This is a genomic window from Siccirubricoccus deserti (assembly GCF_014283215.1).
Classification (GTDB): Bacteria; Pseudomonadota; Alphaproteobacteria; order Acetobacterales; family Acetobacteraceae; genus Siccirubricoccus; species Siccirubricoccus deserti.
On record NZ_JACOMF010000008.1, the window covers coordinates 60,181 to 86,572 of the forward strand.

At 70.9% G+C, this 26,392-nt stretch carries 33 protein-coding genes and 1 tRNA gene; 26 read left to right on the forward strand and 8 right to left on the reverse strand.

The genetic code is table 11. From position 1 onward, the window contains the following. Nucleotides 1-62 precede the first annotated feature (62 nt). The 17 genes from H7965_RS09225 (at nucleotide 63) to H7965_RS31705 (ending at nucleotide 12,448) form a co-directional block, all read left to right on the forward strand. The gene (locus H7965_RS09225; RefSeq protein WP_186770286.1) at nucleotides 63-1,052 is read left to right on the forward strand and encodes a Bug family tripartite tricarboxylate transporter substrate binding protein; all 990 of its coding nucleotides are present in this window, start codon (nucleotides 63-65) and stop codon (nucleotides 1,050-1,052) included. Between the two features lie 9 nt (nucleotides 1,053-1,061). Beyond that, entirely contained in the window at nucleotides 1,062-1,844 is a 783-nt protein-coding gene (locus H7965_RS09230) for an NUDIX hydrolase (RefSeq protein WP_186770287.1), read from the forward strand. A 162-nt stretch (nucleotides 1,845-2,006) separates the two neighbouring features. Next, the gene (locus H7965_RS09235; RefSeq protein ID WP_229682551.1) at nucleotides 2,007-2,726 is read left to right on the forward strand and encodes a response regulator transcription factor; all 720 of its coding nucleotides are present in this window, start codon (nucleotides 2,007-2,009) and stop codon (nucleotides 2,724-2,726) included. Nucleotides 2,727-2,746: 20 nt separating this feature from the next. Further along, complete coding sequence (locus H7965_RS09240) at nucleotides 2,747-4,135, forward strand: sensor histidine kinase (protein WP_186770288.1); 1,389 nt, start codon at nucleotides 2,747-2,749, stop codon at nucleotides 4,133-4,135. Between the two features lie 177 nt (nucleotides 4,136-4,312). Further along, a tRNA-Leu gene (locus H7965_RS09245) sits at nucleotides 4,313-4,399 on the forward strand. A gap of 26 nt (nucleotides 4,400-4,425) precedes the next feature. Then, nucleotides 4,426-5,097: a ribonuclease D gene (locus H7965_RS09250; protein WP_186770289.1), complete on the forward strand. Its 672-nt coding sequence runs from the start codon at nucleotides 4,426-4,428 to the stop codon at nucleotides 5,095-5,097. Between the two features lie 210 nt (nucleotides 5,098-5,307). Further along, nucleotides 5,308-6,012: an LPS export ABC transporter periplasmic protein LptC gene (lptC, locus tag H7965_RS09255; protein ID WP_229682552.1), complete on the forward strand. Its 705-nt coding sequence runs from the start codon at nucleotides 5,308-5,310 to the stop codon at nucleotides 6,010-6,012. After that, entirely contained in the window at nucleotides 6,009-7,010 is a 1,002-nt protein-coding gene (locus tag H7965_RS09260; protein ID WP_186770290.1) for an LptA/OstA family protein, read from the forward strand. Before lptC ends, H7965_RS09260 begins: the two co-directional genes overlap by 4 nt. Further along, entirely contained in the window at nucleotides 7,010-7,783 is a 774-nt protein-coding gene (lptB, locus tag H7965_RS09265) for an LPS export ABC transporter ATP-binding protein (protein WP_186770291.1), read from the forward strand. Before H7965_RS09260 ends, lptB begins: the two co-directional genes overlap by 1 nt. Nucleotides 7,784-7,861: 78 nt before the next feature. After that, a complete protein-coding gene (rpoN, locus tag H7965_RS09270) occupies nucleotides 7,862-9,358 on the forward strand; it encodes an RNA polymerase factor sigma-54 (RefSeq protein ID WP_186770292.1) in 1,497 nt (498 codons plus the stop codon). A gap of 155 nt (nucleotides 9,359-9,513) precedes the next feature. After that, nucleotides 9,514-10,128: a ribosome hibernation-promoting factor, HPF/YfiA family gene (hpf, locus tag H7965_RS09275; protein WP_186770293.1), complete on the forward strand. Its 615-nt coding sequence runs from the start codon at nucleotides 9,514-9,516 to the stop codon at nucleotides 10,126-10,128. Nucleotides 10,129-10,351: 223 nt separating this feature from the next. Continuing rightward, nucleotides 10,352-10,723: a hypothetical protein gene (locus H7965_RS09280; RefSeq protein ID WP_186770294.1), complete on the forward strand. Its 372-nt coding sequence runs from the start codon at nucleotides 10,352-10,354 to the stop codon at nucleotides 10,721-10,723. A gap of 4 nt (nucleotides 10,724-10,727) precedes the next feature. After that, entirely contained in the window at nucleotides 10,728-10,982 is a 255-nt protein-coding gene (locus H7965_RS09285) for a hypothetical protein (RefSeq protein WP_186770295.1), read from the forward strand. Next, a complete protein-coding gene (locus tag H7965_RS09290; protein ID WP_186770296.1) occupies nucleotides 10,979-11,317 on the forward strand; it encodes a DUF1488 family protein in 339 nt (112 codons plus the stop codon). Before H7965_RS09285 ends, H7965_RS09290 begins: the two co-directional genes overlap by 4 nt. Nucleotides 11,318-11,334: 17 nt before the next feature. Next, the gene (locus H7965_RS09295; RefSeq protein WP_186770297.1) at nucleotides 11,335-11,472 is read left to right on the forward strand and encodes a hypothetical protein; all 138 of its coding nucleotides are present in this window, start codon (nucleotides 11,335-11,337) and stop codon (nucleotides 11,470-11,472) included. A 166-nt stretch (nucleotides 11,473-11,638) separates the two neighbouring features. Further along, a complete protein-coding gene (locus H7965_RS31700; RefSeq protein ID WP_315898684.1) occupies nucleotides 11,639-11,908 on the forward strand; it encodes a hypothetical protein in 270 nt (89 codons plus the stop codon). Between the two features lie 30 nt (nucleotides 11,909-11,938). After that, nucleotides 11,939-12,448 carry a transglutaminase-like domain-containing protein gene (locus H7965_RS31705; protein ID WP_315898685.1) on the forward strand — a complete coding sequence of 170 codons (510 nt, stop codon included), beginning with the start codon at nucleotides 11,939-11,941 and terminating at the stop codon, nucleotides 12,446-12,448. A 57-nt stretch (nucleotides 12,449-12,505) separates the two neighbouring features. On the opposite strand, the gene H7965_RS30820 is transcribed toward H7965_RS31705, so the two are convergent. The 6 genes from H7965_RS30820 to H7965_RS09325 form a co-directional block, all read right to left on the reverse strand. After that, the gene (locus tag H7965_RS30820; protein ID WP_261394128.1) at nucleotides 12,506-12,640 is read right to left on the reverse strand and encodes a hypothetical protein; all 135 of its coding nucleotides are present in this window, start codon (nucleotides 12,638-12,640) and stop codon (nucleotides 12,506-12,508) included. Nucleotides 12,641-12,647: 7 nt separating this feature from the next. Continuing rightward, nucleotides 12,648-13,820 carry a uroporphyrinogen decarboxylase/cobalamine-independent methonine synthase family protein gene (locus H7965_RS09305; protein WP_186770298.1) on the reverse strand — a complete coding sequence of 391 codons (1,173 nt, stop codon included), beginning with the start codon at nucleotides 13,818-13,820 and terminating at the stop codon, nucleotides 12,648-12,650. Between the two features lie 55 nt (nucleotides 13,821-13,875). Continuing rightward, nucleotides 13,876-14,259 (reverse strand): c-type cytochrome, encoded by a 384-nt coding sequence (locus H7965_RS09310; RefSeq protein ID WP_186770299.1) that lies wholly within the window; start codon nucleotides 14,257-14,259, stop codon nucleotides 13,876-13,878. Further along, nucleotides 14,256-15,260 carry a Vgb family protein gene (locus H7965_RS09315; RefSeq protein WP_186770300.1) on the reverse strand — a complete coding sequence of 335 codons (1,005 nt, stop codon included), beginning with the start codon at nucleotides 15,258-15,260 and terminating at the stop codon, nucleotides 14,256-14,258. The genes H7965_RS09310 and H7965_RS09315 overlap by 4 nt, the downstream gene beginning before the upstream one ends. A gap of 290 nt (nucleotides 15,261-15,550) precedes the next feature. After that, nucleotides 15,551-15,805, reverse strand: a complete 255-nt coding sequence (locus H7965_RS09320) for a DUF1150 family protein (RefSeq protein ID WP_186770301.1) — start codon at nucleotides 15,803-15,805, stop codon at nucleotides 15,551-15,553. Between the two features lie 55 nt (nucleotides 15,806-15,860). After that, entirely contained in the window at nucleotides 15,861-16,361 is a 501-nt protein-coding gene (locus H7965_RS09325) for an Hsp20 family protein (RefSeq protein ID WP_186770302.1), read from the reverse strand. Nucleotides 16,362-16,487: 126 nt separating this feature from the next. Here H7965_RS09325 and def point away from each other — a divergent pair, with 126 nt between their 5' ends. From def to truA, 3 genes are read left to right on the forward strand one after another with little or no spacing between them, the layout of a single operon-like run. Then, nucleotides 16,488-17,021 (forward strand): peptide deformylase, encoded by a 534-nt coding sequence (def, locus tag H7965_RS09330; RefSeq protein WP_186770303.1) that lies wholly within the window; start codon nucleotides 16,488-16,490, stop codon nucleotides 17,019-17,021. A gap of 31 nt (nucleotides 17,022-17,052) precedes the next feature. Continuing rightward, nucleotides 17,053-17,958, forward strand: coding sequence for a methionyl-tRNA formyltransferase (gene fmt / locus H7965_RS09335; protein ID WP_186770304.1), 906 nt, complete (start codon nucleotides 17,053-17,055; stop codon nucleotides 17,956-17,958). Then, complete coding sequence (truA, locus tag H7965_RS09340) at nucleotides 17,958-18,719, forward strand: tRNA pseudouridine(38-40) synthase TruA (RefSeq protein WP_186770305.1); 762 nt, start codon at nucleotides 17,958-17,960, stop codon at nucleotides 18,717-18,719. Before fmt ends, truA begins: the two co-directional genes overlap by 1 nt. Nucleotides 18,720-18,857: 138 nt before the next feature. Here the strand turns inward: truA and H7965_RS09345 are convergent, their stop codons facing one another. Next, nucleotides 18,858-20,285, reverse strand: coding sequence for an amidase (locus H7965_RS09345; RefSeq protein ID WP_186770306.1), 1,428 nt, complete (start codon nucleotides 20,283-20,285; stop codon nucleotides 18,858-18,860). Beyond that, complete coding sequence (locus H7965_RS09350) at nucleotides 20,282-20,488, reverse strand: hypothetical protein (protein ID WP_186770307.1); 207 nt, start codon at nucleotides 20,486-20,488, stop codon at nucleotides 20,282-20,284. The genes H7965_RS09345 and H7965_RS09350 overlap by 4 nt, the downstream gene beginning before the upstream one ends. Before the next feature lie 126 nt (nucleotides 20,489-20,614). Between H7965_RS09350 and H7965_RS09355 the strand changes: the two genes are divergently transcribed. Genes H7965_RS09355 through H7965_RS09380 form a run of 6 tightly spaced genes read left to right on the forward strand, consistent with a single transcriptional unit; the run spans nucleotide 20,615 to nucleotide 26,341 of the window. Further along, complete coding sequence (locus H7965_RS09355; RefSeq protein ID WP_186770308.1) at nucleotides 20,615-21,754, forward strand: mandelate racemase/muconate lactonizing enzyme family protein; 1,140 nt, start codon at nucleotides 20,615-20,617, stop codon at nucleotides 21,752-21,754. A gap of 3 nt (nucleotides 21,755-21,757) precedes the next feature. Next, nucleotides 21,758-22,753: a hydroxyacid dehydrogenase gene (locus H7965_RS09360; protein ID WP_186770309.1), complete on the forward strand. Its 996-nt coding sequence runs from the start codon at nucleotides 21,758-21,760 to the stop codon at nucleotides 22,751-22,753. Further along, nucleotides 22,750-23,919, forward strand: a complete 1,170-nt coding sequence (locus H7965_RS09365) for a mandelate racemase/muconate lactonizing enzyme family protein (RefSeq protein WP_186770310.1) — start codon at nucleotides 22,750-22,752, stop codon at nucleotides 23,917-23,919. Before H7965_RS09360 ends, H7965_RS09365 begins: the two co-directional genes overlap by 4 nt. Beyond that, nucleotides 23,916-25,052, forward strand: a complete 1,137-nt coding sequence (locus H7965_RS09370) for a mandelate racemase/muconate lactonizing enzyme family protein (RefSeq protein WP_186770311.1) — start codon at nucleotides 23,916-23,918, stop codon at nucleotides 25,050-25,052. The genes H7965_RS09365 and H7965_RS09370 overlap by 4 nt, the downstream gene beginning before the upstream one ends. 52 nt (nucleotides 25,053-25,104) lie before the next feature. Further along, on the forward strand, nucleotides 25,105-26,064 hold the full coding sequence (locus H7965_RS09375) for a Bug family tripartite tricarboxylate transporter substrate binding protein (RefSeq protein WP_186770312.1): 960 nt from the start codon (nucleotides 25,105-25,107) through the stop codon (nucleotides 26,062-26,064). A gap of 52 nt (nucleotides 26,065-26,116) precedes the next feature. After that, nucleotides 26,117-26,341, forward strand: coding sequence for a PsiF family protein (locus H7965_RS09380; protein ID WP_186770313.1), 225 nt, complete (start codon nucleotides 26,117-26,119; stop codon nucleotides 26,339-26,341). Nucleotides 26,342-26,392: the final 51 nt, after the last annotated feature.

Below are 26,392 nucleotides of genomic sequence, written 5' to 3' on the forward strand. Positions count from 1 at the left end.
GGGTTGCGCCGCGGCAGGGGTAGAGGCAGCCTGCTGACAAATCAGGGAGGCAACAATCCATCATGACCGTCACCCATCCTGCCGTCGGCCGCCGCGCCGCCCTGGCCCTCCCGGCGCTGCTGGCCGCCGCCCACCCGGCGCACGCCCAGGCCGCCTGGCCGGACCGGACAGTGCGGCTGGTGCTGCCCTTCGGCGCCGGCGGGGCCATCGACACCCTGGCCCGCACGGTGGCCAACGCCTTTCCCGCCCAGGCCGGTGGCCAGACCCTGGTGGTGGAGAACCGCGCCGGGGCCGGCGGCACCATCGCCGGCGCGACGGTGGCCCAGGCACGGCCGGATGGCGCAACGCTGATGATGGCCGATCTCGGCGCCAACGCCATCGGCAAGGAACTGCAGCCGAGCCTATCCTATGACCCGGTCGGGAGCTTCGCCGCGATCTGCCATCTGGTGAACCTGCCGCTGGCACTGGTGGTGCCGGCGGCCTCCCCGGCGCGCGATGTGGCCGGGCTGGTCGCGCTGGCGAAGCGCGAGCGCGACATGGTCTACGCCCATCCCGGCATCGGCTATGTCGGGCATCTGGCGCAGGAGATGTTCCTCCGCCAATCCGGCATCCGGATGACCCCGGTGCCCTATCGCAGCGGCGCCGAGGTGGTCCGCAGCCTGCTGGCGAACGAGACTGGCAGCTCCTTCATCACCGTCTCCACCAGCCTGCCCTTCCTGCGCGAGGGCAAGCTGCGGGCATTGGCCGTCGCTTCCCCGAAGCGGGTCGGGCTGCTACCGGAGGTCCCGACCGTGGCCGAGACACTGCCGGGCTTCGAGGCGACGGTCTGGCACGGCATCGTCGGCCCCGCCGGGTTGCCAGTGGAGATCATCGCCGCCGCCAACCGCGTTTTCAACGCGGTGGCGCAACAACCCGAGGTGCGGCGCATGGTCGAGCAGAATCAAGCGGGCGAAGTGGTTGGCGGCAGCGCCGAGAGCTTCGCCGCCTTCATCCGCGCCGAGCACGTTCGCTGGGCGCCGCTGATCCAATCCTCCGGCCTTCGCATCGAATAGGCAGAACTGATGTCCGAGAGCACCCCCGCCCCCGCCCGCCCCGCCGCCACCGTCCTGCTGCTGCGCGACTCCGCCTCGGGGCCGGAGGTGTTCATGGTGGTGCGCCATCGGCAGATCGAATTCGCCGCCGGCGCGCTGGTCTTCCCTGGCGGCCGTGTTGAGGCGGCGGATGCGGAGATCGCCGCCGGACTAGGCGCCACCGACCCCTTCGCTGCCTTCCGTGTCGCCGCCATCCGCGAGGCCTTCGAGGAAAGCGGGCTGCTGCTGGCCCGCACCGCCAGCGGCGTGCCGCTGACGCCGGACCAGGGCGCCGCTGTCGCCGCGGCGCATCGCGACGCGCTCAACGCCGGCAGCCGCGGCTTCGCGGCGCTGCTGCAGGCGGAGGCGCTGGTGCCCGACATCGGGGCGCTGGTGCGCTTCGCCCATTGGGTGACGCCGGACGACTTGGCCAAGCGGTTCGATACGCATTTCTTCCTGGCCCCGGCGCCCGGCGGCCATGCCGCGACGCATGACGGGCATGAGGCGGTGGACAGCGTCTGGATTTCCCCCGAGGCGGCTCTGGCCGAAGCCGCGGCCGGCACAAGGACACTGCTGTTCCCGACCCGGATGAACCTCGGCCGGCTGGTCGGCGCCACCTCGCTAACGATGGCGCTGGAGACGGCGGCGGCGCAGCCGGTGGTGACGGTACAGCCGCGGCTGGAAACCGATGCGACCGGCACCCGCCTGCTCCGCATCCCGGTCGAGGCCGGCTATGGCGGGCCGCTGTTCCCGGTCGGCCAGCGGGCGATGTAGCCGGGTTCGGCCGCCCGGAACCAGCGGCGCCGGCCGCTGCCGGTGATGGATGCGCCGCCGGGTCAGGCGCCAACTGGAACGATTCCAGAATATCTTGCGGTACCGGGCTTCCAGCCTCATGTATTCACTGATGAATTGCGCCACCCGGGCGGTCCCGCCCCGGTGTCGCCGACGGGAATTGGAGAACGGACGCTGCGGACCCTGCTTGTCGAGGATGACGCCCGCCTCGCTGAACTCGTCGGCGAGGCGCTGCGCCGGCATGGCTGGCTGGTCGATGTCGTGGGGAGTTGCGCCGACGCCTATGCGGCGCTGCGCTCGGCCGATTACCGGGTGATGGTGCTCGATCTCGGCCTGCCGGATGGCGATGGCATCAGCCTCGTGCGCGGCCTGCGCATGGTCGGCGATCCGCTGCCGATCCTGATCCTCACCGCGCGCGGCCGGGTCGCCGAGCGCATCGCCGGGCTGAACGCCGGCGCGGATGATTACGTGGTCAAGCCCTGCGCCGCGGCGGAGCTGCATGCCCGGATGCGCGCCCTGACCCGCCGGGCCGCCGGTGCGGCCAGCCCGACGCTGCGGCTGGGACCGCTGGAGTACGACCAGTCATCGCGGATGGCGAGCGTGAACGGCGCGGCGCTGCGGCTGACCCTGCGGCCGTCGATGGTGCTGGAGACGCTGCTGCTGGCGCGTGGCCGCTTCGTGCCGCGCGCCACAATCGAGAACGCGCTGAGCAATTTCGAGGGCGGGCCGGAGAGCGGCGCCATCGAGGTCTATGTCAACCGGCTGCGCAAGGCACTGGAGGCCGCCGCGCCGGATGTCAGGATCGAGAACCAACGCGGCTTCGGCTACCGCATCGTCCATGCCGCCACCGGCGCCGACTCCTGATGCGATCTTCGCGATCCTTCATGCCGCGATCGCTTACCCGGACCGGCGTCGTCATCCTGCTGGCCGCCACCCTCGTCGCCGCCGCCGCATCGGTCGGCCTGCTGCTCAGCCGCAACACGGTGGTGATCGCCGACAAGGAACTGGAGGTGCTGGCGGCGAATGCGCATACGCTGGCAAGCGGGCTGCGCTATTCGGACGACACCGGCGAATGGCACCTGGACCTGCCGCAGGTCCTCGCCAGCCGCTTCGACCCCGCCTATGGCCGTGCCTTCTACGCGGTGCGGGACGGCTCCGGCCGGGCGGTGCTGTCCTCGATGGACCAGATGCCGGGCGACGTGCCGATCGTCCTGCCGAATTCGACCTTCGAGGAGCCGGCCACCTTCCGCCTGCGTCGCGGCGGCATGGTTCTGCGCGGACTCTCCATCCCCGTGGAGATCGCGGGCACGCCGCTGATCGTCCAGGTGGCGGATAACGTCATCCACCCGGATGTGGTGACCGACGATCTTTCGGCGGATTTCCTCGCCCGCGTGTCCTGGGTGATCCTGCCGGTCTTCGTGGCGCTGGCGGCGGTGTGCTTCGGCACGCTGCATCTCTGCATGCGGCCGATCCACCTGCTGTCGCGCCGCGCCGCGGCGCTGTCGGGCGCCAACGAGCGCCTGCCGGAGGACGAGACCCCGGATGAGATCCGACCGCTGGTGCGGGCGATGAACGCCGCGCTCGACCGTGCCGAGCGGGCTTTCGACGCGCAGCGCCATTTCACCGCAGAGGCGGCGCACCAGATGCGGACCCCGCTGGCCGTGCTGAAGGCGCATGCGGAGCTGATCCAGGACCGCCGCACCGGTGCGCTGCTCGACCACGATGTCACCGCGCTGGAACGCATCGTCGACCAGCTGCTGATCCTGGCCGAGATCGACACCGCGGAGATCGCTCCCTCCGGCACGCCGGTGGATCTGCGGGCGCTGGCCGAGGCGGCGGTCGAATTCCTCGACCCGCTGGCGGCCAGGCAAGGTGTGGAGCTGGTGCTCGACACGCCGGCCGAGCCGGTGTTGGTCGACGGCCATGAGGAGCCGCTGTATCAGGCCATCCTCAACCTGCTGCACAACGCCCTCGGCCACAGCCCGGCGGCAGGCAAGGTGCGCGTCGGCGTCCTGGCCCCCGGCATGGTGGAGGTTGCCGACCAGGGGCCCGGCGTGCCGCTGCAGCAGCGGGAGCTGGTGTTCCGCCGCTTCTGGCGATCGCAGGGGGAACGCGCGACGCGGCGGCGCGGCGCCGGGCTTGGCCTGGCTATCGTGCAGCGGGTTGCCGATTTGCATCGCGGCAGCATCGAGGTGGAGGACGCCCCCGGCGGCGGCGCCCTGTTCCGGTTGCGCCTGCCGGCGCTGGCGGCGGCGGAAAGCGCCGCCGCCTGACGCCGTGGCCGGCCTCTCCGGGTGCTGCCTGCGGCCCGCGGGAGCACCGCCGGGACGGCGGAGCGGCGGACCTGCCCGATCGGAAACGAATGTCGCAAACTTCGCTGGGGGGTGCTTGACGACGGCATCGCCGGCCTCTATTTCGCGCCTCCTCTGCAGCGACTAAGTGCAGCAGATGCCCAGGTGGTGGAATTGGTAGACGCGCTGGCTTCAGGTGCCAGTGACCGCAAGGTCGTGAAGGTTCGAGTCCTTTCCTGGGCACCACCGCCCTCCCCCGCGACATATCACCGATGGCGGTGACGCTGTTCTCCCGCGGGACCTCAGCCAGGAGCCCCGCCGTGATCCGCCTGCACCGGCACGATCTGCCCGAAGGCCTCGACCTCGGCCCGATGGTCGCAATCGACACCGAAACCATGGGACTCAACCCGCACCGCGACCGGCTGTGCCTGGTGCAGCTCTCGGCCGGTGACGGCGATGCCCATCTGGTGCAGATCATCCCGGAAGCGCTCGGCGGCCGCGGCGCCAATTGCCCGAACCTGAAGCGCCTGCTGACCGACCCTGACCGGGTCAAGCTGTTCCACTTCGCCCGCTTCGACTGCGCCGCGCTGCGGCAGCACCTGGGGGTGACGGTGGCGCCGGTGGTCTGCACCAAGGTTGCCGCCAAGCTGGTCCGCACCTTCACCGACCGGCACGGTCTCAAGGATCTCTGCAAGGAACTGCTGGGGGTCGAGCTGTCGAAGCAGCAGCAGAGCTCGGATTGGGGCGCGCCGGAGCTGAGCTCCGAGCAACTGGCCTATGCCGCCTCGGACGTGCTGCACCTGCACGCGCTCTGGGCGAAGCTGGAGGCGCTGCTGCGGCGCGAGGGCCGGCTGGAGCTCGCCGAGGCCTGCTTCCGCTTCCTGCCCACCCGCGGCGCGCTTGACCTGCTGGGCTATGAGGAGCCTGATATCTTCGCCCATTGAACGGCTGGAGACGGACCGGCAATCGTCCGTCGGCCACATTGGCATGATTCTTGTCCTGCATCGCCAAGGGAACGTTGACCCCTGTCGCGGCGCAGCCCATACAGCGGGCGTGACCTTGTCCCTGCCCCTTCCCGGCCCGGCCCGGCCGTGGCGCCCGGCCAGGACCGCGGCGCGGCACGAATGCAACATGCCACCCCGGGCGGAGGCGCCATGCCGCCGATGACCCCGGATCGCAGCACGTCCCCGCGTCCGGCCGCGGGGCGGGCCATGGTGCTGCCTGGCCGCCAGATGCTGGCGCCGTCGCGCCGCCGCCGCCCGCCAACCTCCGGCCAGCTCGCCCGGCGCCGCTTCGCCGTACGCTGGGCCAAGCGGCTGCTGCCGGCGCTGGCGCTGCTGCTGCTCGGCGCCGTGGCCTTCTGGCCGGAACTCGAAGGCAATGAGGACCGCTCCCGCGTCAGCTTCCGCCGCACCGTCCAGCCGCGGGCCGAGGCGCTGCGGGTGGTCAACCCGCGCTACCAGGGAATCGACGAGCTGAACCGCCCCTTCACCATCACCGCCAAGGTCGGCCAGCAGCCGGGCAGCGCCGAGATCCTCGACCTCGAGGAGCCGCGCGCCGACATCACCCTGACCGATGGCGCCTGGATCTTCGTCCAAGCCCACCAGGGCCGCTTCGACAAGCCGGCCCAGCACCTCGACCTCACCGGCGAGGTGACGATCTACCATGACAATGGCACCATGCTGCTGACCGACAGCGCCGCGGTGGAGATCGATGCCGGCACCGCCAGCGGCGACAGCCCGGTCGCCGCCCAGGGCAGCTTCGGCACCCTCACCGCCGACGGCTTCCGGCTGACCGAGCGCGGTGCCGTCATCGTCTTCACCGGCCATGCCCATGCGGTGCTGGAGGGCGGGCGATGAGCGCCCCCCATCCGCGCCGAACCGGCCGCGTCCTTGCCGCGCTGCTGCTCGGCCTCGCCACCTTCGAGGGGGCCCTTGGGGGCGTGAAGGCCCAGGGCATCGACCTGTCCCAGGGCGGGCCGGTCGACGTCACCGCGACCGATGGCATCGAATGGCGCCAGGCGGAGCAGGTGGTGATCGCCCGCGGCGATGCCCGGGCCGCCCGCGGCGGCGTGGTCGTCACCAGCGACCGGCTGCTCGCCCGCTACCGCCAGTCCGGCGCCGGCGCGGCCCCGCCGGCCACCGCGCCAGCCTCCGCCCCGGGGCGTCCCGCCGGGGCCGCGGCGGATGCGGCGCTCGGCGGCAGCAGCGAGATCTGGCGGCTGGAGGCGGAAGGCTCTGTCCGCATCACCACCGCCACCGACACAGCGCGCGGCGATCGTGCGGTCTATGACATCGACCAGGCGGTGCTGGTGCTGACCGGCCGCAACCTCGGCCTGACCACGCCGCAGCAGGTGATCACCGCCAGCAACAGCCTGGAATACTGGTCGCAACGCAAGATGGCGGTGGCCCGCGGCAATGCCGTGGTGGTCGACACCGCGGAGGATCGCCGCATCACCGCCGATACCCTCGTCGCCTATTTCCTCGACGGCCCCGGCGAGGCCCCGGCGCCACGCCCGGTGGCCGAGCCGCGCCAGGGCGAGCGTAACGTGCCCGGCGCCGGCCGGATGGACCGGGTCGAGGCCTTCGGCAATGTCGAGATCCGCACGCCGACCGATGTGGTGCGTGGCGACCGCGGCGTATATTCCGCCGCCACCGGCATGGCCCGGCTGCTCGGCAATGTCCGCATCACCCGCGGCGACAACCAGCTTAATGGGCGGGAGGCGATCGTGAACCTGCATACCGGCGTGGCCCGCCTGGTCGCCTCGCCCGGTGCCCGGGTGCAGGGCCTGGTGGTGCCGAACAGCCAGACGAGCGAGGACGCCGGCCGGCCCGTCACGCCGGAGGGCGAGCGGTGATGGACCAGACCGCGACTGCCGCGGCGCCGGCGCTGCGCGCCCTGGGCGGCGACGGCGGGCTGGTCGCCACCGGCCTTGGCAAGCGCTACCGCAAGCGGCCGGTGGTGCGGAACGTCTCCGTCAACCTGCGCCGCGGCGAGGCGGTGGGGCTGCTCGGCCCGAACGGCGCCGGCAAGACCACTACCTTCTACATGATCACCGGGCTGGTGCAGCCGGACGAAGGCAGCGTGGTCATGGATGGCCATGACGTGACCCAGATGCCGATGTACCGCCGTGCCCGCCTCGGCCTCGGCTACCTGCCGCAGGAGGCCTCGATCTTCCGCGGCCTGTCGGTGGAGGACAACATCCGCGCCGCGCTGGAGGTGGTGGAGCCGGTGCGCGACCGGCGGGAGCAGATGCTCGACAGTCTCCTGGCCGAATTCGGCATCGCCCATCTGCGCCGCGCCCCGGCGCTGGCGCTCTCGGGCGGCGAGCGGCGGCGCTGCGAGATCGCCCGGGCGCTGGCCACTCATCCTTCCTACATTCTTCTCGACGAACCTCTGGCCGGCATTGACCCGATCGCGGTGGGCGAGATCCGCGACCTGGTGAAGCATCTGAAGGACCGCGGGATCGGCGTGCTGATCACCGACCACAATGTGCGCGAGACGCTGGAGATCATCGACCGTGCCTACATCCTGCACGAGGGCCAGGTGCTGATGGAGGGCGCGCCGCGCGACATCGTCGCGCATGAGGGCGTGCGCCGGGTCTATCTGGGCGAAAGGTTCAGCCTGTAGCCCCGCCATGCACGACGCTTCCACCCCACCCCAGCGTGCATCGGGCGGCGCGGCGCCGCGCCGGCGGGATAGCTAGCCATGGCGATGGTCCCCCGCCTCGACCTGCGGCAGTCGCAGGCGCTGGTGATGACGCCGCAGCTGCGGCAGGCGATCAAACTGCTGCAATCCTCCAACCTCGAGGTCAATGCCTTCGTCGAGGAGGAGCTGGAGCGTAACCCGCTGCTGGAGCGCGACGAGCGTTCCCTGCCCGGCCCCGAGGCCGGCCACCGGGTCGACCCGCTGCCGGCGCAGACGGAGGGCCAGGACAGCCACGCCGCCGCCAGTTCGGATGCGCTGCCGGATGCCGCCTCGGGCCCGCTCGATGCGGAATGGCACAATGTCTATGATAACGGCGCCAGCTACGAGAGCCCCTATGGCCGCGGCGGCCGGGCCGATTTCGCCGATGAGCTTTCCGGTGTCGAGGATCTCGCCGGCACCGGCCTCACCCTGCGCGAGCACCTTGGCGAGCAGGTGCGGTTGACCTTCCGCGACCCGCGCGACCGGCTGATCGGGGCGCAGCTGGTGGCGCTGGTCGATGGCGCCGGCCGGCTCGCCATCACCGATGAGGCGCTGGCGGCGGCGATGGGCTGCGAGGTGGAGCGCGTGGCCGGCGTCCGGTCCCGCATGCAGCGGTTCGATCCGGTCGGAATGTTCTGCCGCGACCTGCGGGAATGCCTCGCTGTCCAGCTTGCCGAACACAACCGGCTGGACCCGGCCATGCAGGCGCTGCTCGACAACCTCGACCTGCTGGCGCGGCGCGACCGGCTGGCGCTGCTGCAGGTCTGCGGCGTCGACAGCGAAGACCTGGCCGAGATGATTGCCGAGCTGAAGCGGCTGGACCCCAAGCCCGGCGCCAGCTTCGACGCCGCCCCGGCGCCGGCGGTGGTGCCCGACGTGCTGATGCGGCGGGCCCCGGATTTCGTCGAAAGCGGCGCCTGGATCCTGGAGCTGAACCCCGAGACCCTGCCGCGCGTCCTGGTCAACCGCGGCTTCCACGCCCGCTGCCAAGTCGGTGCCCGCAACCGCGAGGACAAGGCCTTCCTGGCGGAGAAGTTGCAGAGCGCGAACTGGCTGCTGAAAAGCCTGGAACAACGGGCCACCACCATCATCAAGGTGGCGCAGGAGATCGTCCGCCGCCAGGACGGCTTCTTCCGCCACGGGGTCGAGCACCTGCGCCCGCTGATCCTGCGCGACGTGGCGGAGGAGGTGGAGATGCACGAGAGCACCGTCTCCCGCGTCACCGCCAACAAGTACATCGCCACGCCGCGCGGCACCTTCGAGTTGAAATACTTCTTCACCACCGCCATCGCCGGCACGCTGGGCGGCGAATCCCACAGCGCCGAGGCGGTCCGCCACCGCATCCGCAGCATGATCGAGGCCGAGGACCCTGAGGCGGTGCTGTCGGATGACGCCATCGTCGAACGGTTGAGGCAGGAAGGCGTGGACATCGCCCGGCGGACCGTGGCCAAATACCGGGACGCGCTGCGCATCCCATCCTCCGTGCAGCGCAAGCGGGAGAAGGCCGTCCCGGCCTGATCCTGCCGGGCGGCGCCCGACCTTTCCCCGGTGCGGGCATGCCGCGCGGCATGACCCTGCGGCTTGCGCCGCGTCCGCCCCTCGTCGTGGCGCGCGGCGCCACCGCCGGCGCGCCGGGTGGACCTTTTCCGGAACGGGAAAGGAGAGTCGCCCTTATGCACATCACCGTCGCAGGCAAGCAGGTCGAGACCGGCGAGGCGCTGCAGCAGCACGTCCGGGACGGGCTTGCTGGTATCGCTCAGAAATATTTCGACCATGCGCTTGAGGCCAACGTCACCTTCCGGCGCGATGCCAAGGGCAGACTTGGGGCCTTCTTCGCCTGCGACATCAACCTCAAGGCCGGCCGCAACCTCTTCATGCGCGGCGAGGGCGAAGGCACCGATGCTCACCGCGCCTTCGAGGTGGCGGCCGAGCATGTCGCCAAGCGGCTGCGCCGCTACCGCCGCCGGGTGAACGAACATGCCCGCAGCCTGGCCGAGGCGCGTGACTCCGTGGCGGAAACGGCGACGCAGTACGTGTTGCAGGCCGAGGAGGATCAGCCGGAACAGGAAGCGCCGGCCGCGGCTGGCGACGGCCATGACAGCCATGGCGTCATCGTCGCCGAGCAGCTCACCGAAATCGCCCGGCTGACGGTCGGCGAGGCGGTGATGCGGCTCGACCTGACGCACCAGCCGGTGATGATGTTCCGCAACAGCGCCTCCGGTGCGCTGAACGTGGTGTATCGGCGGCCAGATGGCTGCGTCGGCTGGATCGACGCGGCCGCGCAATAGGCCGGATGGCCGGCAAGCACCCGGGCTGATCCCAAATCCTCGGCAAATCATGATGGCGAGGATTATTTTCAGGGTATTTGGCGACGACAGGATGTATTGGCACGTCATCGTCGCCATATCTGCTGGTGCGCTGGACCGCAAGCATTGCACGCCGATCGGCATCCGCACCCTTGCCGCGGATGCCGCCCCGAACTGCGCATCCCCGGCGCCGGAGGATGAAGCCATGAGCGGCCAGCCCGTGACCGGATCAGCGACCAAGCCGGCGACCATGATGGAGACGGCGGCGGCGAAATGGGCCGAATGGAAGCCCATCGCCATCGGTGTGGTGATCGGCCTGATCGCCGGGCCCATCGTCTCCAGCATCGCTGGCTTCCAGACCCGTACCAGCACCGCAGAGGCAGCCACTCGTGCCGGCATCGTCGAGCAGCAGGCGATGTTCTGCGCCGAGCGCGCCCGCGGCGCGATGCCGGCCGGCGCCGCCGTGCCCGAGTGGAATGCCCGCAACGAGCTGGCGCGCAAATGGGCCATCATGCCGGGCGCCACCACCGCCGACCCCGAGGTGGTCTACGCCTGCTCCGGCAAGCTCGCGGGCTGAGGCCATGTCGAACCGTTCACGCCGCGAGGAAGTGATCTTCCGTCGTCCCTTCCGCCTGAAGGGTTCGGCGGCCCTGGAGCCGGCTGGCACCTACACCGTGGAAACCGAGGAGGAGCTCATCGAGGGGCTGTCCTTCCCGGCCTGGCGGCGGGTCTCGACCACGCTGACGCGGCAGGCGGCGGGCAGTGCCACCTTCCAGGCGCTGCCGGTCAGCCCGCAGGAACTGGCCGCGATGCAAGCCGCGGACGCCGGCGCGTGATCGGCCTGGTCCCCGCGACTACCCCGGCACGTCCGCGCTGCGACGGACGGCGGGTGCTGTTCGAACTCAGCGACCAGGGCCGCAGCATCGCCTGCGCCATCTCGCTCGACGCCTTGCGCGACCTCAACGGGATGCGCGGCGACCGCGCGGCCGCGCTGCTCGAATGCTTCGTCGCAGCGCGCGGCCGCATCGAGGCGATCGCGCGGGACAAGCACCGGACCCGTTCGGCCGGTGTCTCCGGCACGCTGCACATCTGGTCCGACGACATCGACGACCCGCCGGCTGCCGGCGCCCCCGCTGTCGCCCTGCCCAGGCGGCATCGCCAAATCGCCTGACACGAAGGAGAACCGCCATGGCCAAGGGTCAGAAGCGCAGCAACCGCGAGATCAAGAAGCCGAAGGCACCGAAGAAGCCGGAGGCGATCACTGCCTCCCCGTTCAGCCGCGAGCCACCGGCAAAGAAGCCACCGCCCCCGCGCAGCACCGGCTGATCCTGGCCCGGACGGTCTCGGCCCTCCGCACGCGCCCGGCGTGACAGGCCGCGCGGCAGCAAACCCACGCCCACCATTGAATGGTGGCACCTGGGGCGAGGCCCCGGCAGGACAATCCGAATCGGCGCCGCCACTGCTCCCGCGTGCCGATTCCAGGGGACACGCCATGCGCATCAGCGCCGGCTGTCAGATCACCTACGACTGTCTCCAGCCGACGCCGATGTTGCTGATGATCAGCCCGCATCCCTCGCGTCTGCCCGTCCTGGTCGGGCCGCATGAGACGCGCTTCGATCCGCCGATCCCGGCCCGGGACTACCTCGACGGCTTCGGCAACCGCTGCACCCGCATCATCGCCCCGATCGGGCGGCTGGTGATCTCGATCCGGCTGGTGGTCGAGGATCCCGGCACGCCGGATGCCGTCGTGCCGGCGGCGTGACAGCGCCAGCTCGATAACCTGCCGGATGAGATGCTGGTATGGCTGCTCGGCAGCCGCTACTGCGACACCGACCGGTTGGCCGACACCGCCTGGCCGCTGTTCGGCCATGGCCCCATGGGCAGGGCCCGGGTGCAGGCGATCTGCGACTTCGTGCATGAGCGGATCGTCTTCAACGACCAGCACGCGCGGGCCACCCGCTCCGCCTCCGAGGCTTTCGAGGAGCAGCGCGGGGTCTGCCGCGACTACGCGCATCTGGCGGTGGCGCTGTGCCGCTGCGTCAACATCCCGGCACGCTACTGCACCGGCTACCTCGGCGACATCGGCATACCGCCGCCCTATGGGCCGATGGATTTCGCCGCCTGGTTCGAGGTGTACCTCGATGACCAGTGGCACACCTTCGACGCCCGCAACAACCAGCCGCGCATCGGCCGCATCCTGATGGCACGCGGCCGGGACGCCGCCGATGTGGCGATCGCCACGACCTTCTGGCCCTGCACCCTGGTGGATTTCCGGGTCTTCACCGATGAAGTCACGGCCTAGGCCGTTCCCACGCCGATCGGCATCCGCGAGCAGTATTCCCGGCCGGGCGATGCCCGGTCAGGCCGGGTCCGGTTCAGGGCCCGGCGTTGCCACCGGCGCGGCGGCGACCGGCTGATCCTTCGGCGGCGGCGCCTCCGGCGGGTCCGGCAGCTCCGCCTGGAAGCCACGCCGCGCCTCGCAGAGCCAGCACATCCCCGGCTCAGCCCGGGAACAGCCGGGCCGAGGCGAGGCGTGCCCCCTCGGCCAGACTGCGCAGCTTGGCCCAGACCACGTCCGGCGCCACCCGGCCTCGCCCTGCCGAGGTGTCGAAGCCGCAATCCGTGCCGGCCAGCACCCGGCGCGGGTCGCCCAGCACCTCGGCGGCGCGGATGATGCGCTCCGCCACCACCTCCGGGTGCTCGACGAAATTGGTCAGCGTGTCGATGACGCCGGCGACCAGCAGCTGGTCCGCCGCCAGCGGCATGCGGGCGAGGCAACCGACCTCATGCGCATGGCGCGGATTGGCGAAGGGCAGCACCAGCCCGCCGACCTCGGCCCGCAGCAGGATGGGCAGGATTTCCTCCAGCGGCACGTCGTGGTCGTGCGGCGCCTCGTAATTGCCCCAGCAAACGTGCAGCCGCACCCGGTCGCGCGGCAGGCCGGCGATGGCGGTGTTGATGGTGGCGACCACCCGCTCGACGAAATCGAGGAAATCCGCCAGCGGCCGGTCGCGGTAGGAGCAATGCCGCTCCAGCGCCAGATCGGGACAGTCGAGCTGCAGCAGGAAGCCATGCGCGACGATGGCGCGGTACTCGACGGCAAGCGCGGCGCCGAGCGCGGCGAAATAGGCGTCCTCGGTGTCGTAGTGCCGGTTCTGCACGATGGCGGCGACGATCCCAGGCGAGGGCGCGGTCAGGAAGGCCTCGGCATAGCGGCCGGCGGCGGGCGCCAGGGCGGCTGCGAAATCCTCGCACTCCGCCTCGATCACGCCGGGGTCGGCATAGGTCACCGGCGCCACCGCGGCGGGCAGGAATGCGGTGTTGCTGACGAACTCCTTCTCCGCCGATTGCTGGGCGAAGCCGGCCTGGAATTCCGGATAGGCCTCGATGTCGGCGAAGGTGGTGCGCTGGCTCTCACCACCAAAGCCGGTCAGCCGGTGACGCAGGTAGAGGGCGAAGGAATCCCGCTGCTGCTCGCCATTGTTGATGACGTCGAGCCCAGCCTCGAGCTGGCTCGGGACGATGCGGTGCAGCGCCGCCTGGCCCGCCGCCGCCACCGCCGCCGCGTCCACCGCCTCGCCGCGTGCCCGGCGGGCGTAGAGCCGGGTCAGCTCGGGCGGCCGCGGCAGGCTGCCGGTATGGGTGGTGAGGATGCGGTGTTCCGAGCGCTGCATGCGGCGTTTCCTTCGCTTGTCGGCCGCCAGCATAGCGCATCGGGGTGGCGGGACGTCAGTGGGCGCCCGCGTTGCGGCGGAGGAACCGCGCCACCGCCGCCCGGTCGGCCGCCTGCCGCAGCCCGTTGCCGCCCATCCAGAGGCCGGGGAACATCTCCTCCGGGTCCGCCAGGAAGCGCTCCAGCATCGGTGCGTCCCAGACCTGCCCGGCGGCACCACGCAGCACGGGCGAATAGTCGAAGCCCGGATCGCCGCCGACCTGCCGGCCGATGACGCCGGCGAGGTTCGGCCCGGGCCTCGGCGGGGCCCCGGCCTCGGCGCTGTGACAGCTGGCGCAGCGGGCGGCGAAGATGTCCGCGCCAGCCTCTGGCCGGGCCTCCGCCTCGGCCTGGGCCGGCGGCGCCAGCAGCAGCAGCGCCAGCAGGGCCGCCCGGATCACAGCCCGTAGTCGATCCGGATGATCCGGTCGGTGCCGCTCTCACCGCCCCAGGCCTGGCCATCCACCCCATCCATCTGCCGGACATTGGCGTTGGCCCGGTCCGAGGGGAATGCCAGGAACTGCTCCGTCAGCGGGTCGAAGCGGAGGATGGCGTTGGCGCCGAAATCGGTCAGCCAGACCTTGTCGGCCGGGTCGACCCAGACCGAATAGGCCCGCGGCCGCTCGCCCGGCAGGCGCCAGACCTTCCAGGAGCCGTCGCGCGGATCGTGCATGGAGACGTTGCCGCTGTTCCACTCGCTGATCCAGAGCCGCCCCTGCCGGTCCGACCAGACCCGACGGGCGCCCTGGTTCGGCGTCGGCGGCTCGATGATGCGGACCCGGCCGGTATCGAGGTCCTCGATCTGCGCCAGGTGGCTGCCGGCGAGGGAGACGTACCAGAGCGTGCCCTGCGGGGTGCGGGTGATGCCATAGGGGCCACGGCCGCGCGGCGCCTCCCACACCTCCATCCGCTCGCTGCGCGGATCGAAGCGGCCGTAGATGCCGTTCTGGCCGGTGAACCAGTAGCGGCCCTGCGGGTCGAAGACGCCGGTGTTGAGATTGGCGTTGGCGAAGCGCTCCGGCAGCGGCCAGAGCCGCACCCGGTGGTCGGCGGGATCAACCCGAACGATGGCGTTCCGGCCACCCTCGGTGACCCAGGCGGCGCCGTCCGGGCCGCGGGTGACGCCATGCGGCGCCGCGCCGGGCCCGAGGTTCACCACCCGGATGGAGCCATCCCTTGGGTCGAGCCGGTTGAGGGTGCCATTGCGCTGACCGCAGAACCACATGGTGCCGTCGCCAGCCGCGGTGACATCGCGTGATCCGACCCGGCCGCTGCCGGGGGTCCGTGCGTCGAACCAGGTGACCCGGTAGCCGGGCGGCACCGGCGCCGCGGCGCGAGCGGGGACAAGGCGGGCGGTGGCGAGCGCGGTTCCGGTCAGGGCGAGCAGCGAGCGGCGGCGCATGGCGGTTTCCCTCCTGCGGCGCGGTCCCGGCCGCGCCTCCGCCAAGCATGGGGATCGCGCCCCGTCCCGGACAAGGGCAAACCGCGCCTCCGGGCACTGCCGGAGCCGCGGCGCGTCAGCCTGCTTTGGTTGCGCCCAGGCGGAGGTGCCGGGATCGCCCGGCGCCCTTCACCACGTCATGGCCAAGCTTGATCCGGCCATCAACCCATTGTTTTCACTACAAGGCAGGATGCGCAGGTCAAGCCCGCACGCGGCGGGGAAGCTGCGCCCCGCCGTTCTCGGGCGTCTGACTAATGCAGCAGGACCGGCGCCATCTCATGCTGCAGGATGGCGGCCACCGCCAGCTCGGCGTTCGGGGCCGCGCCGATCGGCGCGCCATCGGCGCCATGGATGGCGATGGCGTGGACCCCATTCACCGTCACCGGGCGGAGATAGGCGATCTCGCCGGCGCCGAAGCGGGCCCAATCAGCATCCGAAAGCTGGCGGAGCGAGAACGACGCCTGCGGGGCCGCGGGGCTGCCGTTCGGGGTATCGTTGCGGTTCATCTCACTCTCTCCTTCTCGCAGGGCCGAAAGGCCCCTGCATCGGCGCCCAGGGGCCTCACCCCCGATTGGCACGCCCTTCGACAACGGGCTTCGCCGCCCCGTTGACCTTGGTGCTGACCGACGCCCCGCCGGTGGCCTGGCCGCCGGCGCCGCCGTTGATCTGGATGGTCTTGACCCGAACCTCGGGTTGCGGCCGCCGCAGGTCGACATGCAGCAGGCCATTGTCGAGCCAGGCGCCCTCGACCTCAATTCCCTCGGCGAGCACGAAGGCTCGCTGGAACTGCCGTGCGGCGATGCCACGGTGCAGGAAGACCCTGCCCTCGGAATCATCGTGCTGCCGGCCGCGGATCACCAATTGGTTGTCCTCCTGGGTGATCTGGAGGTCTTCCATGGCGAAACCGGCCACGGCGAGGGTGATGCGCAGCCTGTTCTCGGCGGTCTGCTCGATGTTGTAAGGGGGGTAACCATCGGTATTCTTGGCCACCCGGTCGAGCATTTGCTCAAGGTGATCGAAACCGAGAAACAGCGGCGAGCCAAACACTGACGGGCGCGACATGCGCGAGCCTCCTCATCCAGAGCGAAGCGCGTCACCGGGCCCGAAGCACCCTGTGACACCAGGGCATGTTGTCAGCCAGCCGGCCAGTTGCAAGGGGTTGAGGCCGGGGGGTAAAGCACCGCCATCATGTCCGATGCCGTGACCGACACCATTCCTATCCTGCTGGTCCCCGATGCGCGGCTGCGCGCCAAGGCGCGTGCCGTCGGGCCTGCCGATGCCGACCAGGTCCGGCTGCTGGCACCACGCATGCTGGATGCGATGTACAAGGCGCCCGGCATCGGCCTGGCTGCGCCGCAGGTCGGCAGCGGGTTGCGGCTGGTGGTCATCGACCTGCAACGTGACGAGAAGCCGGCGCCAATGGTGCTGGTCAACCCCGAGATCCTCGCCTTGAGCGAGGAGCTGGCGACGCGCGAGGAAGGCTGCCTCTCCCTGCCCGGCCAATACGCCGAGGTGACCCGGCCGGCCCGGGTCAAGGTGCGCTACCACGACCTGACCGGGTCACGGCAGGAGGTGGAGGCGGACGGGCTGCTCGCCACCTGCCTGCAGCATGAGATCGACCATCTGGATGGCGTGCTCTTCGTCGACCATATCAGCCCGCTGAAGCGCAACATGCTGTTGCGCAAGCTGGCCAAGGAGCTGAAGTCGAAGGCGCGCGGGTGACCGCACCGCACCCAGGACAGGCAACACCGCGATGAAGCTCGGCTTCATGGGCAGCCCGGATTTCGCCGTGCCGGCGCTGCGGGCGCTGCATGCGGCGGGGCATGAGATCGCCGTGGTCTATTGCCAGCCGCCGCGGCCGGCCGGACGCGGGCAGAAGGAAACCCCCTGCCCGGTGCACCGCACCGCGCTGGCGCTGGGGCTGCCGGTACGCACGCCGGCACGGCTGCGGCGCGATGCCGGGGAACATGCCGCCTTCGACGCCCTCGGCCTGGATGCCGCGGTGGTCGCCGCCTATGGGCTGATCCTGCCGAAGCCGATGCTGGAGGCGCCAAGGCGCGGCTGCCTCAACATCCATGCCTCGCTGCTGCCGCGCTGGCGCGGCGCGGCGCCAATCCAGGCGGCGATCCTGGCCGGCGATGCCGAGAGCGGCGTCACCATCATGCAGATGGAGGAAGGTCTCGACACCGGGCCGATGCTGCTGCGCGGCACGGTGCCGCTCGGCCCGCGCATCACGACGCCGCAACTGCATGACGCACTCAGCGAGATGGGCGCGGCACTGGTGCTGCGGGCACTGGCCGAGGACCCGCCCGCGGTGCCGCAGCCGGACGACGGGGTCACCTATGCACCGAAGCTGACCAAGGCGGATGCGCTTCTCGACTGGGCCCAGCCGGCAGCGGCGCTGGATGCACGGATACGGGCGCTGAACCCCTGGCCTGGCACCTATTTCATGCATCAGGGCGAGGCGATCCGCGTGCTGGCGGCGGAGCCTGCCGAGGGCGCCGGCCCGCCCGGCACGATGCTGGACGCGGCCGGGCTGGTCGGCTGCGGCACCGGCGCGCTGCGCCTGCTGCGGCTGCAGCGCCCGGGCCGCGGACCGCTGCCGGCCGGCGACTTCCTGCGCGGCTTTCCGCTGCCGGCCGGCACCACGCTCGGGTAATGCCGCTCTACGCCCTGACCCTGGAGTATGACGGCGGCCCCTTCGTTGGCTGGCAGCGCCAGGAGAACGGGCTCTCGGTTCAGCAGGTGCTTGAGGAGGCGGCGGCGAAGCTGAATGACGGCGTGCTGCCCGCCAGCATCGCCGCCGGCCGCACCGATGCCGGGGTGCATGCCGAGGGCCAGGTGGCGCAGCTCACCCTCGCCCGCGACCTGCCGCCGGAGCGGCTGCGGGAGGCGCTGAATTTCCACACCAGGCCGTACCCCGTCTCCGTGGTGCGGGCGGCGCTGGCGCCGGAGGGCTGGAATGCCCGCTTCGCCGCGGTGCAGCGCGGCTACCGCTACCGCATCCTCAACCGCCGCGCCCGGCCGGCGCTCGACGCCGGGCGGGTCTGGCATGTGCAGCATCCGCTGGATGCGGCGGCGATGCATGCGGCGGCGCAGGGGCTGCTCGGCAAGCATGATTTCTCCGCCTATCGTGCCGCCGCCTGCCAGGCGAAGTCGGCGCTGCGCACACTGGACCGGCTGGAGGTGGCGCGGCTGGGCGATGAGGTGGTGATCACCGCCGAGGCGCGCAGCTTCCTGCACCATCAGATCCGCAACCTGGTGGGCACGCTGGTGGAGGTCGGCTTCGGTCGGCGCGGGGTGGAATGGCCCCGCCGCGTGCTGGACAGCCGCGACCGCACCAAGGCAGGGCAGACCGCCCCGGCGGAGGCGCTGACCTTCCTTTTCGTGCGGTATGAGGTGGAGCCGGAGTGGAGGTAGCGAGAGAGGTGCCGCCTTTGTCGCACGCTCTCCGCCAATGGCCCGGGGCCTGAGTTCAACTCACGCCGGTCCAGGGGCCGCGTGGCCCCTGGCGGATGGGGCTTGGGGAAGGCAGCGCCTTTCCCAACACCGTGCTGTCTACAGAACCGGCGCCTTCCGGTGCCAGTCCGTCACCCGCTGGAAGGCATCCGCCGCCCGCAGCACCGTCGCCTCGGCGAAGGGCCGCCCGGCGAGTTGCAGCCCCACCGGCAGGCCGCGGTCGTCGAAGCCGCAGGGCAGGCTGATGGCCGGCAGGCCGAGGTAGTTGAACGGCCTTGTATTCGCCGAGACCGCCATGAACCGCGCCCAATTCGCCGGATCGGCGTCGATGTCGGTCTCCGCCAGGGTGGGCACCCGGGTCCGCAGGGTCGGGGTCGCCACCAGGTCGAAGCCGGTCAGCGCCTCGGCGACGAATTGCCGCAGCAATGGGCCGCGCCGCGACAGCGCCTCGATGTAGAGATGCCCGGGGATGGCGAAGCCGCCATAGATGCGGGCGCTGAGATGGATGGCGTAGTCGCCGGGGTGCTCGCGCATCCATTCGGCGTGGATCGCGGCGCTTTCAGTGCGGCTGACCAGCGCGGTGTAGGCGGAGATCGCCCGCATGCTCGGCACCTTGACCCGGGTGATGCTGGCGCCGCGCTCGGCTAGCGCCGCCAGCGCCGCCTCGAAGGCGGTCACCACCGGCTCATCCGCGTCCTCGAGGAAGTAGGTCTCGCAGACCGCGATCTTCAGGCCGCGGATGTCGCCGGTCAGCGCCGCCTCGTAATCCGGCACCGGCTCGCCTGCGCTGGTCGGGTCCTTCGGGTCATGGCCGGCGGTCACCTTGAGGAAGCGCGCGGCATCCTTCGCGGTGCGCACCAGCGGCCCGACATTGTCGCAGGAGAAGGAGAGCGGCATGACGCCGTGGCGGGAGACGCGGGTCTGGGTCGCCTTCAGCCCGGTGACGCCGCAGAGCGTCGCCGGCAGGCGGATCGACCCGCCGGTGTCGCTGCCGAGGGCGGCGGTGAAGAAGCGGGCGGCGATGCCGGCGCCCGAGCCGGAGGAGGAGCCGCCGGTGCAATAGGCGAGGTCCCAGGGGTTGTGGCAGTGGCCGAAATGCGCGTTGTGGCCGGTCGGGTTCTGCGCGAACTCCGCCATGTTCAAGGTGCCCATGTCGATGGCGCCGGCGGCGTCCAGCCGCTGCAGCACCGTCGCCGTCACCGGGGCGGTGAAGTCCTTGCGGATCTTCGAGCCGCAGGTGCTGACCTTGCCGGCACGGTAGTACATGTCCTTATGCATCATCGGCGCACCGGCCAGCGGGCCGGGTGTGGCACCGGAGGCGCGGGCCTTGTCGAGTGCCGCGGCGGCTTCCAGCGCGGCCTCGCGGTCCAGCCGGATCACCGCGTTCACCTTGGCGTCCTGCGCCTCGATCCGAGCGAGGCAGGCCCGGACCAGCGCTTCGGCCTTCACCGCGCCGGTCGCGAAGGCGTCGGCCGCCTCGGTCATGGAGAGTTCCGCCAGATCGGCGGGGGCGACGGGGGCGTTCATGCGCCGGGCTCCCGGCAGGCGCGGAGCGCCGCCTCGAAGCTGCTCGGCTCATCCTCGAACACCATGCTGCCGCGCAGCGCCGCCAGCTCGGCGATCAGCACGGCGTGGTCGGCGAGGCCCAGGCGGGCGGCGGCATTCGGCACCGAAACGCCGCTCCAGCGGCGGATTGCCTCCATGGTTGGCACCACAAGCTCCGGTTCCATCCGCAATGCTCCTTCAAGAGGCCCCGAACGGGCCATGGCGCGCGATCCTGGCGCCTCCGGACCGGGGGTAGCAAGCCGCGTGCCCACGTGGCAGCCTGCGGGAAAACCGGGGGGGAAGCGCGGCCGATGAAGGTCACCGGGGTCACCTGCCATATCCTGCAGTCGAAGGTTGAGAAGCCCTTCGTCTCGGCCCGCGGTTGGGTCTATGCCACCCGCGCCTCCTGCATCGTCGAGATCACGACGGATGAGGGCATCACCGGCTGGGGCGAATGCTACGGCCCGGCGGCGGTGAACAGGACGCTGATCGAGACGCAATACGCGCCGCGGGTCATCGGCCGCGACCCCTTCGACGTCGAGGTGGTGTGGGAGGATCTCTACAACCGCATCAAGGATTACGGCGCGCAGGGCTTCTCCATCACCGCCCTCTCCGGCATCGACATCGCGCTCTGGGACATCATGGGCCGGGCCATGGCCAAGCCGATCCACAAGCTGATCGGCGGCGCCTATCGCAGGAGCGTGCAGGCCTATGCCACCGGGCTCTACTTCATCGACATGGACAGGCTGGTCGAGGAGGCGGTGGAGGAAGCGCTCGCCTACAAGGAACAGGGCTTCCGCGCCATCAAGATGAAGATCGGCCTCGGCGACCCGAAGCTGGACTTCCGGCGCGTCGCCGCGGTGCGGGAGGCGATCGGGCCCGATGTGGCGCTGGCGGTCGATGCCAACCACTGCTTCAGCGTGCCGCAGGCGATCAGGCTCGGCCGGATGCTGGAACCCCTCGACCTGCTGTGGTTCGAGGAGCCGATCAGCCCGGAGGATCACGCCGGCTATGCCGAGGTGACGCGCACGCTGGACATGGCCATCGCCGGCGGCGAGAACGACTTCACCCGCTGGGGCTTCCGCGACATCATCGCCACCAAGGCGATGGATATCGTCCAGCCGGATGTCTGCGCCGCCGGCGGGATTTCCGAGTTGCGCAAGATCGCCACCCTGGCCTCGGCCTTCGGGGTGGAATGCGTGCCGCATGCCTGGGGCAGCGCCATCGGCCTGGCGGCGACGGTGCAATTCCTCGCCGCCCTGCCCGACCAGCCGCCAGCCTTCCGACCGCTGCCGCCGATGCTGGAGTTCGAGCAGACGCCGAACCCGCTGGGCGACCTGCTGGCGACGGTGCCGATCGTGCAGCGGCAGGGCATCGTCACGGTGCCCGACGGCCCCGGCCTCGGCATCGAGATCGACCGCGAAATCCTGAACCGCTTCAAGGTGGCATAGAGCATGAAGGTTGCGTTGACCGAGGCGATCGAGCCCGGAGGAATGGCGGTGCTGCGCGCCGCGGGGCTCGAGGTGATCGAGGGTCCGGGGGGCGAGCAGAGCGCCGAGGCGCTGCGCGCGCTCTGCCGCGAGGCCAGCGCGGTCATCGTGCGGCAGAAGCTGCCCGATGACCTGGCCGCCGCCTGCCCGAAGCTGCTGGTGGCGGCGCGGCACGGCGTCGGCGTCGATCTCATCCCGGTGGAGAACTGCACCGCGCACGGCGTGCTGGTCACCAATGTGCCGGGCGCCAATGCCGATGCGGTGGCGGAGTTCGTTGTGGCGCAGATGCTGGCCGCGGCGCGGCGGCTGGAGACGATGCACCGGGTGCATCTGGAGGAAGGCTGGAAGCCCGGCCGCGCCATCGCCGGCAGCGCCACCGAGCTGCGCGGCCGCACCCTCGGCATCGTCGGCGTCGGCGCCATCGGCACGCGGCTGGCGGAGATCGCGCATCACGGCTTCCGCATGAAGGTGCTGGGCTTCCAGCGGCGGCGGGAGGCGTTGCCGGGCTTCGTCGAATACGCCGCGCTGCCGGAGCTGTTTGCCGAGAGCGACCACATCGCCCTCGCCTGCCCGCTGACGCCGGAGACCAGGGGCCTCGCCTCCGCCGCGCTGATCGCCCGGATGAAGCCCTCCGCCTGGCTGATGAATGTCTCCCGCGGCGCGGTGGTGGAGGAGGATGCGCTGGTCGCGGCGCTGCGAGAGGGCGCCATCGGCGGCGCGGCGCTGGATGTCTATGCGGTGCAGCCGCTCGGCGCGCAGCATCCGCTGCGGAGGTGCCCGAATGCGATCCTCTCCCCGCATGTCGCCGGGCTGTCGCGCGAGAGCGCGGTGAAAATGAGCCAGGTGGCCGCGGAGGAGGTCGTGCGGGTGCTGCGCGGCGAGGCGCCGCGGCACCTGATCAACCCGGAGGCTGCCGCCGCGCACCAGGCGCGTCGTGCCGCACTGAGGCTCGCCACATGAAGATCACCCGCGTCCACGCCACCTGGGTGCAGGTGCCGATCCCGCCGGAACGGCAGCACCTCAGCGACTTCGGCAAACAGCCGAGCTTCGACAGCGTCATCGTCCGGATCGAGACCGATGCGGGCATCACCGGCTGGGGCGAGGCCAAGGCCGGCGTCGCCAGCACCGCCGCCTGCGCCGGCCTCGCCGCCATCATCAACCTGGACATGGCGCCGCTGCTGCTGGGCGAGGATCCGCGCGATGTCTCGCGGCTCTGGGACACGCTCTACAACATGCCGCGGCAGGGCTTCGCCATCGGCCGCGGGCATGTCTTCCCGAACCTTGGCCGGCGCGGCCTCTCGATCTGTGCCATTGCCGGCATCGACCTCGCGCTGTGGGACATCCTCGGCAAGTCGCTGAACGCCCCTGCCTGGCGCCTGCTCGGCGGCAGGCGGGCGGAGCGCATGCCGGCCTATGCCTCCGGCGGCTGGGCCGGCGAGGAGAAGATCGGCGAGCAGCTCCTCGGCTATGTGAAGCAGGGCGGCTTCCGCGCGGTGAAGATGCGGGTCGGCAGCATGGACGGGCCGGTGGCGCGCTCCGCCGCCCGGGTCCGCGCCGCCCGCGCCGCGCTGGGACCTGAGATCGGCCTCGCCGCCGATGCCCACGGCACCTGGACCGTCTCCGAGGCCAAGGCCTTCTGCCGTATGGTCGAGGATTGCGACCTGCTGTGGTTCGAGGAACCGGTCACCGCCGACGACAAGCAGGGCCAGGCCGAGGTCCGCCGCAGCAGCGCCGTGCCGATCTCCTCCGGCGAGAGCGAGTTCACCCGGCACGACTTCCGCGAGCTGGCGGAGCTGCGTGCCGCCGATGTGCTGCAGCCCGACCTCGCCATTGCCGGCGGCATCACCGAGGGCGTGCGCATCGGCGCCATCGCCGGCGCCTTCAACCTGCGCCTCGCCCCGCATCTCTGGTCCGGCGCTCCGGCCTTCGCCGCTGGACTGCACCTCGCGGCCAGCCAGAGCGCCGGCTTCATCCTGGAATACTCGCTCGGCCACAACCCGATGCTGCACGACCTGATCGAGGAGCGCTTCCCCGTCCAGGACGGCTTCGTCGAGATCCCCGACCGGCCGGGCCTCGGCATCACCGTGCGCGAGGATTTCCTCGCCCGGTACGGGAGGCAGTCATGAAGATCAGGGAGATCAAGGCCTATCCCACCAGCTTTCCGGTGCCGCCCGGCGGCGTCCGGCTCGGCATCGGCCAATCCGTGAAGCGCGACTGCGTCATGGTGAAGGTGACGACCGAGGATGGCATCATCGGCTGGGGCGAGAGCCACCACGGCCGGGCGCATACCGCCATCGCGAAGCTCATCGAGACGACGCTGTCGCAGCTCATCCTCGGCATGGATGCTGCCGACACCACCGGCGTCTGGGCGAAGATCTACAAATACCAGCTCGGCAGCCATGGCATGGGAGCGGCCTGCGCCATGGCGATGTCGGGCATCGACATGGCCCTCTGGGACATCAAGGGCAAGGCGGTGGGCTGGCCACTGTACCGGCTGCTCGGCGGCAGCCGCCGGCCGGTCGCGGCCTATGCCGGCGGCGTCGCCCTCGGCTACCAGCCGCCGGCGCAGCTGATCGACGAGGCGCAGCCGCTGATCGCCGCCGGCTACCGCGCGGTGAAGCTGCGCATCGGCGACACGGTGCGCGACGACACCGCGCGGATGGAGGCGGTGCGCAACGCCTTCGGCGATGGCCTCACCATCCTGACGGACGCCAACACCGGCTATTCCATCGGCGATGTGCGCCAGGTGATGCCGGCGATGGATGCGCTCGACATCGGCTGGCTGGAGGAGCCCTTCCCGGCGCATGACCACCACCTCTACGCCCAGGCCCGCGGCTATGGCCGCACGCCGCTGGCCGCCGGCGAGAACCACTTCACCCGCTTCGAATTCAGCCGCGTGCTGGAAGACCGGGTGATCACCATCTGGCAGCCCGATCTGTCGAAATGCGGCGGCATTACCGAGACCTTGCGCATCGCCGCCATGGCCAGCGCCTGCAAGATCCCGGTCAACCCGCATTCCTCGATGACCGGGGTGAACCAGGCGGCCTCCATCCACCTGCTCGCCGCCATCGAGAACGCCGGCTACTTCGAGGCCGATGTCTCGCACAACAACCTGTTCCGCGACCAGCTCGGCAGCGAGCCCTGGCGGATCGGCGGTGACGGGCATGTGCTGCCGCTGGAGGCCCCTGGCATCGGCGTCGAGGTCGATGAGGGATTCCTCCTCGCCCATCCGGCCATCGAGGGGCCCGGCTACGTGTAGATCGTCATCGGCGCGGCGAAGCGCCAACCACGACAGGGAGGGATAAGCGCCAATGAAGCGCCTGCTGATCACCATGCTGCTGCTGGCCGCCATGCTGCCGGCGCGGGCCCAGGATTTCCCCAGCCGCGACATCCGCTTCATCTGCGGCTTCGCCCCCGGCGGCACCTGCGACCTGCTGACCCGCATGCTGGCGGAGCAGCTCTCGCCGATCTTCCGGGTGAATGTGGTGGCGGAGAACCGCACCGGCGCCTCCGGCATGATCGGCGCCGACACCGTGGCGAAGGCGGCGCCGGACGGCCATACGGTGGTGCTGGCGACCATGGCCATGCACACCATCCTGCCGGAGATGCCGGGCATCCGGATGCCCTTCGATGTGGTGAACGATCTCACGCCCATCGCCAATGTCGCCAATATCTACAATGTGCTGGTGGCCAGCCCGAACGGACCGTTCCGCACCGTCCCGGAGCTGATCGCCCATGCCAAGGCCAACCCCGGCAAGCTGACCTACGCCAGCGCCGGCAACGGCAGCAGCCAGCACCTCTCGGCCGAGCTGTTCCAACGCCAGGCCGGCATCCAGCTGCTGCACGTGCCCTATCGCGGCGGCGCCCCGGCGATCATCGACATCGTCGCCGGCCGCACCGACATGATGTTCGGCAATTTGCCGGAGTTCATGGGCCAGATCCGCGACGGCGGGTTGCGCGCCGTGGCCTTCGGCGCGCCCCGCGCCAGCGCCCTGCTGCCGGAGCTGCCGATGATCAGCGCCACCATCCCCGGCTTTTCCATCCGCAACTGGTTCGGCGTCGCCGGCCCCGGAAAGCTGCCCAAGCCGGTGCTCGACCGCTGGGTGGCGGCGCTGCGCCAAGTGGCGGCCGACCCGGGCTTCCAGCGCCGCATGGCGGAGAACGGCATGGAGATCATCGTCGACGACCCGGACAGCTTCCGCAGCACCATCGCCGCCGACCGGCAGCGCTGGGGCGCCGTCATCCGCGAGGCGAATATCCGGGCCGATTGATCCTGGCGCGGAACAAGGTTCATGCTGGCGCGTCGCCATCCCGGAGTCGCGCATGATCCGCCTCGTCATCGCCGGTGCCTTGAGCCTGTTCCTCCTCGCCCCGGAACCCGCCGCCGCGGCAGACCGCCCGGCGCGGGAGCCGACCGCCGCCCAGCTCGCCGCGCGCGAGCGGATGCGGAACTGCAATGCCGAAGCCCGCAACCGCAGCCTGCGCGGCGACCCGCGCAAGGCGTTCATGCGGGAATGCCTGGCCAAGCGCCCTGATCGGCCGAGCTGAGCAGGCCCCGGTCGCCCTGCGGGACCGCGCCGGCTTTCGTTCACGCAAGCC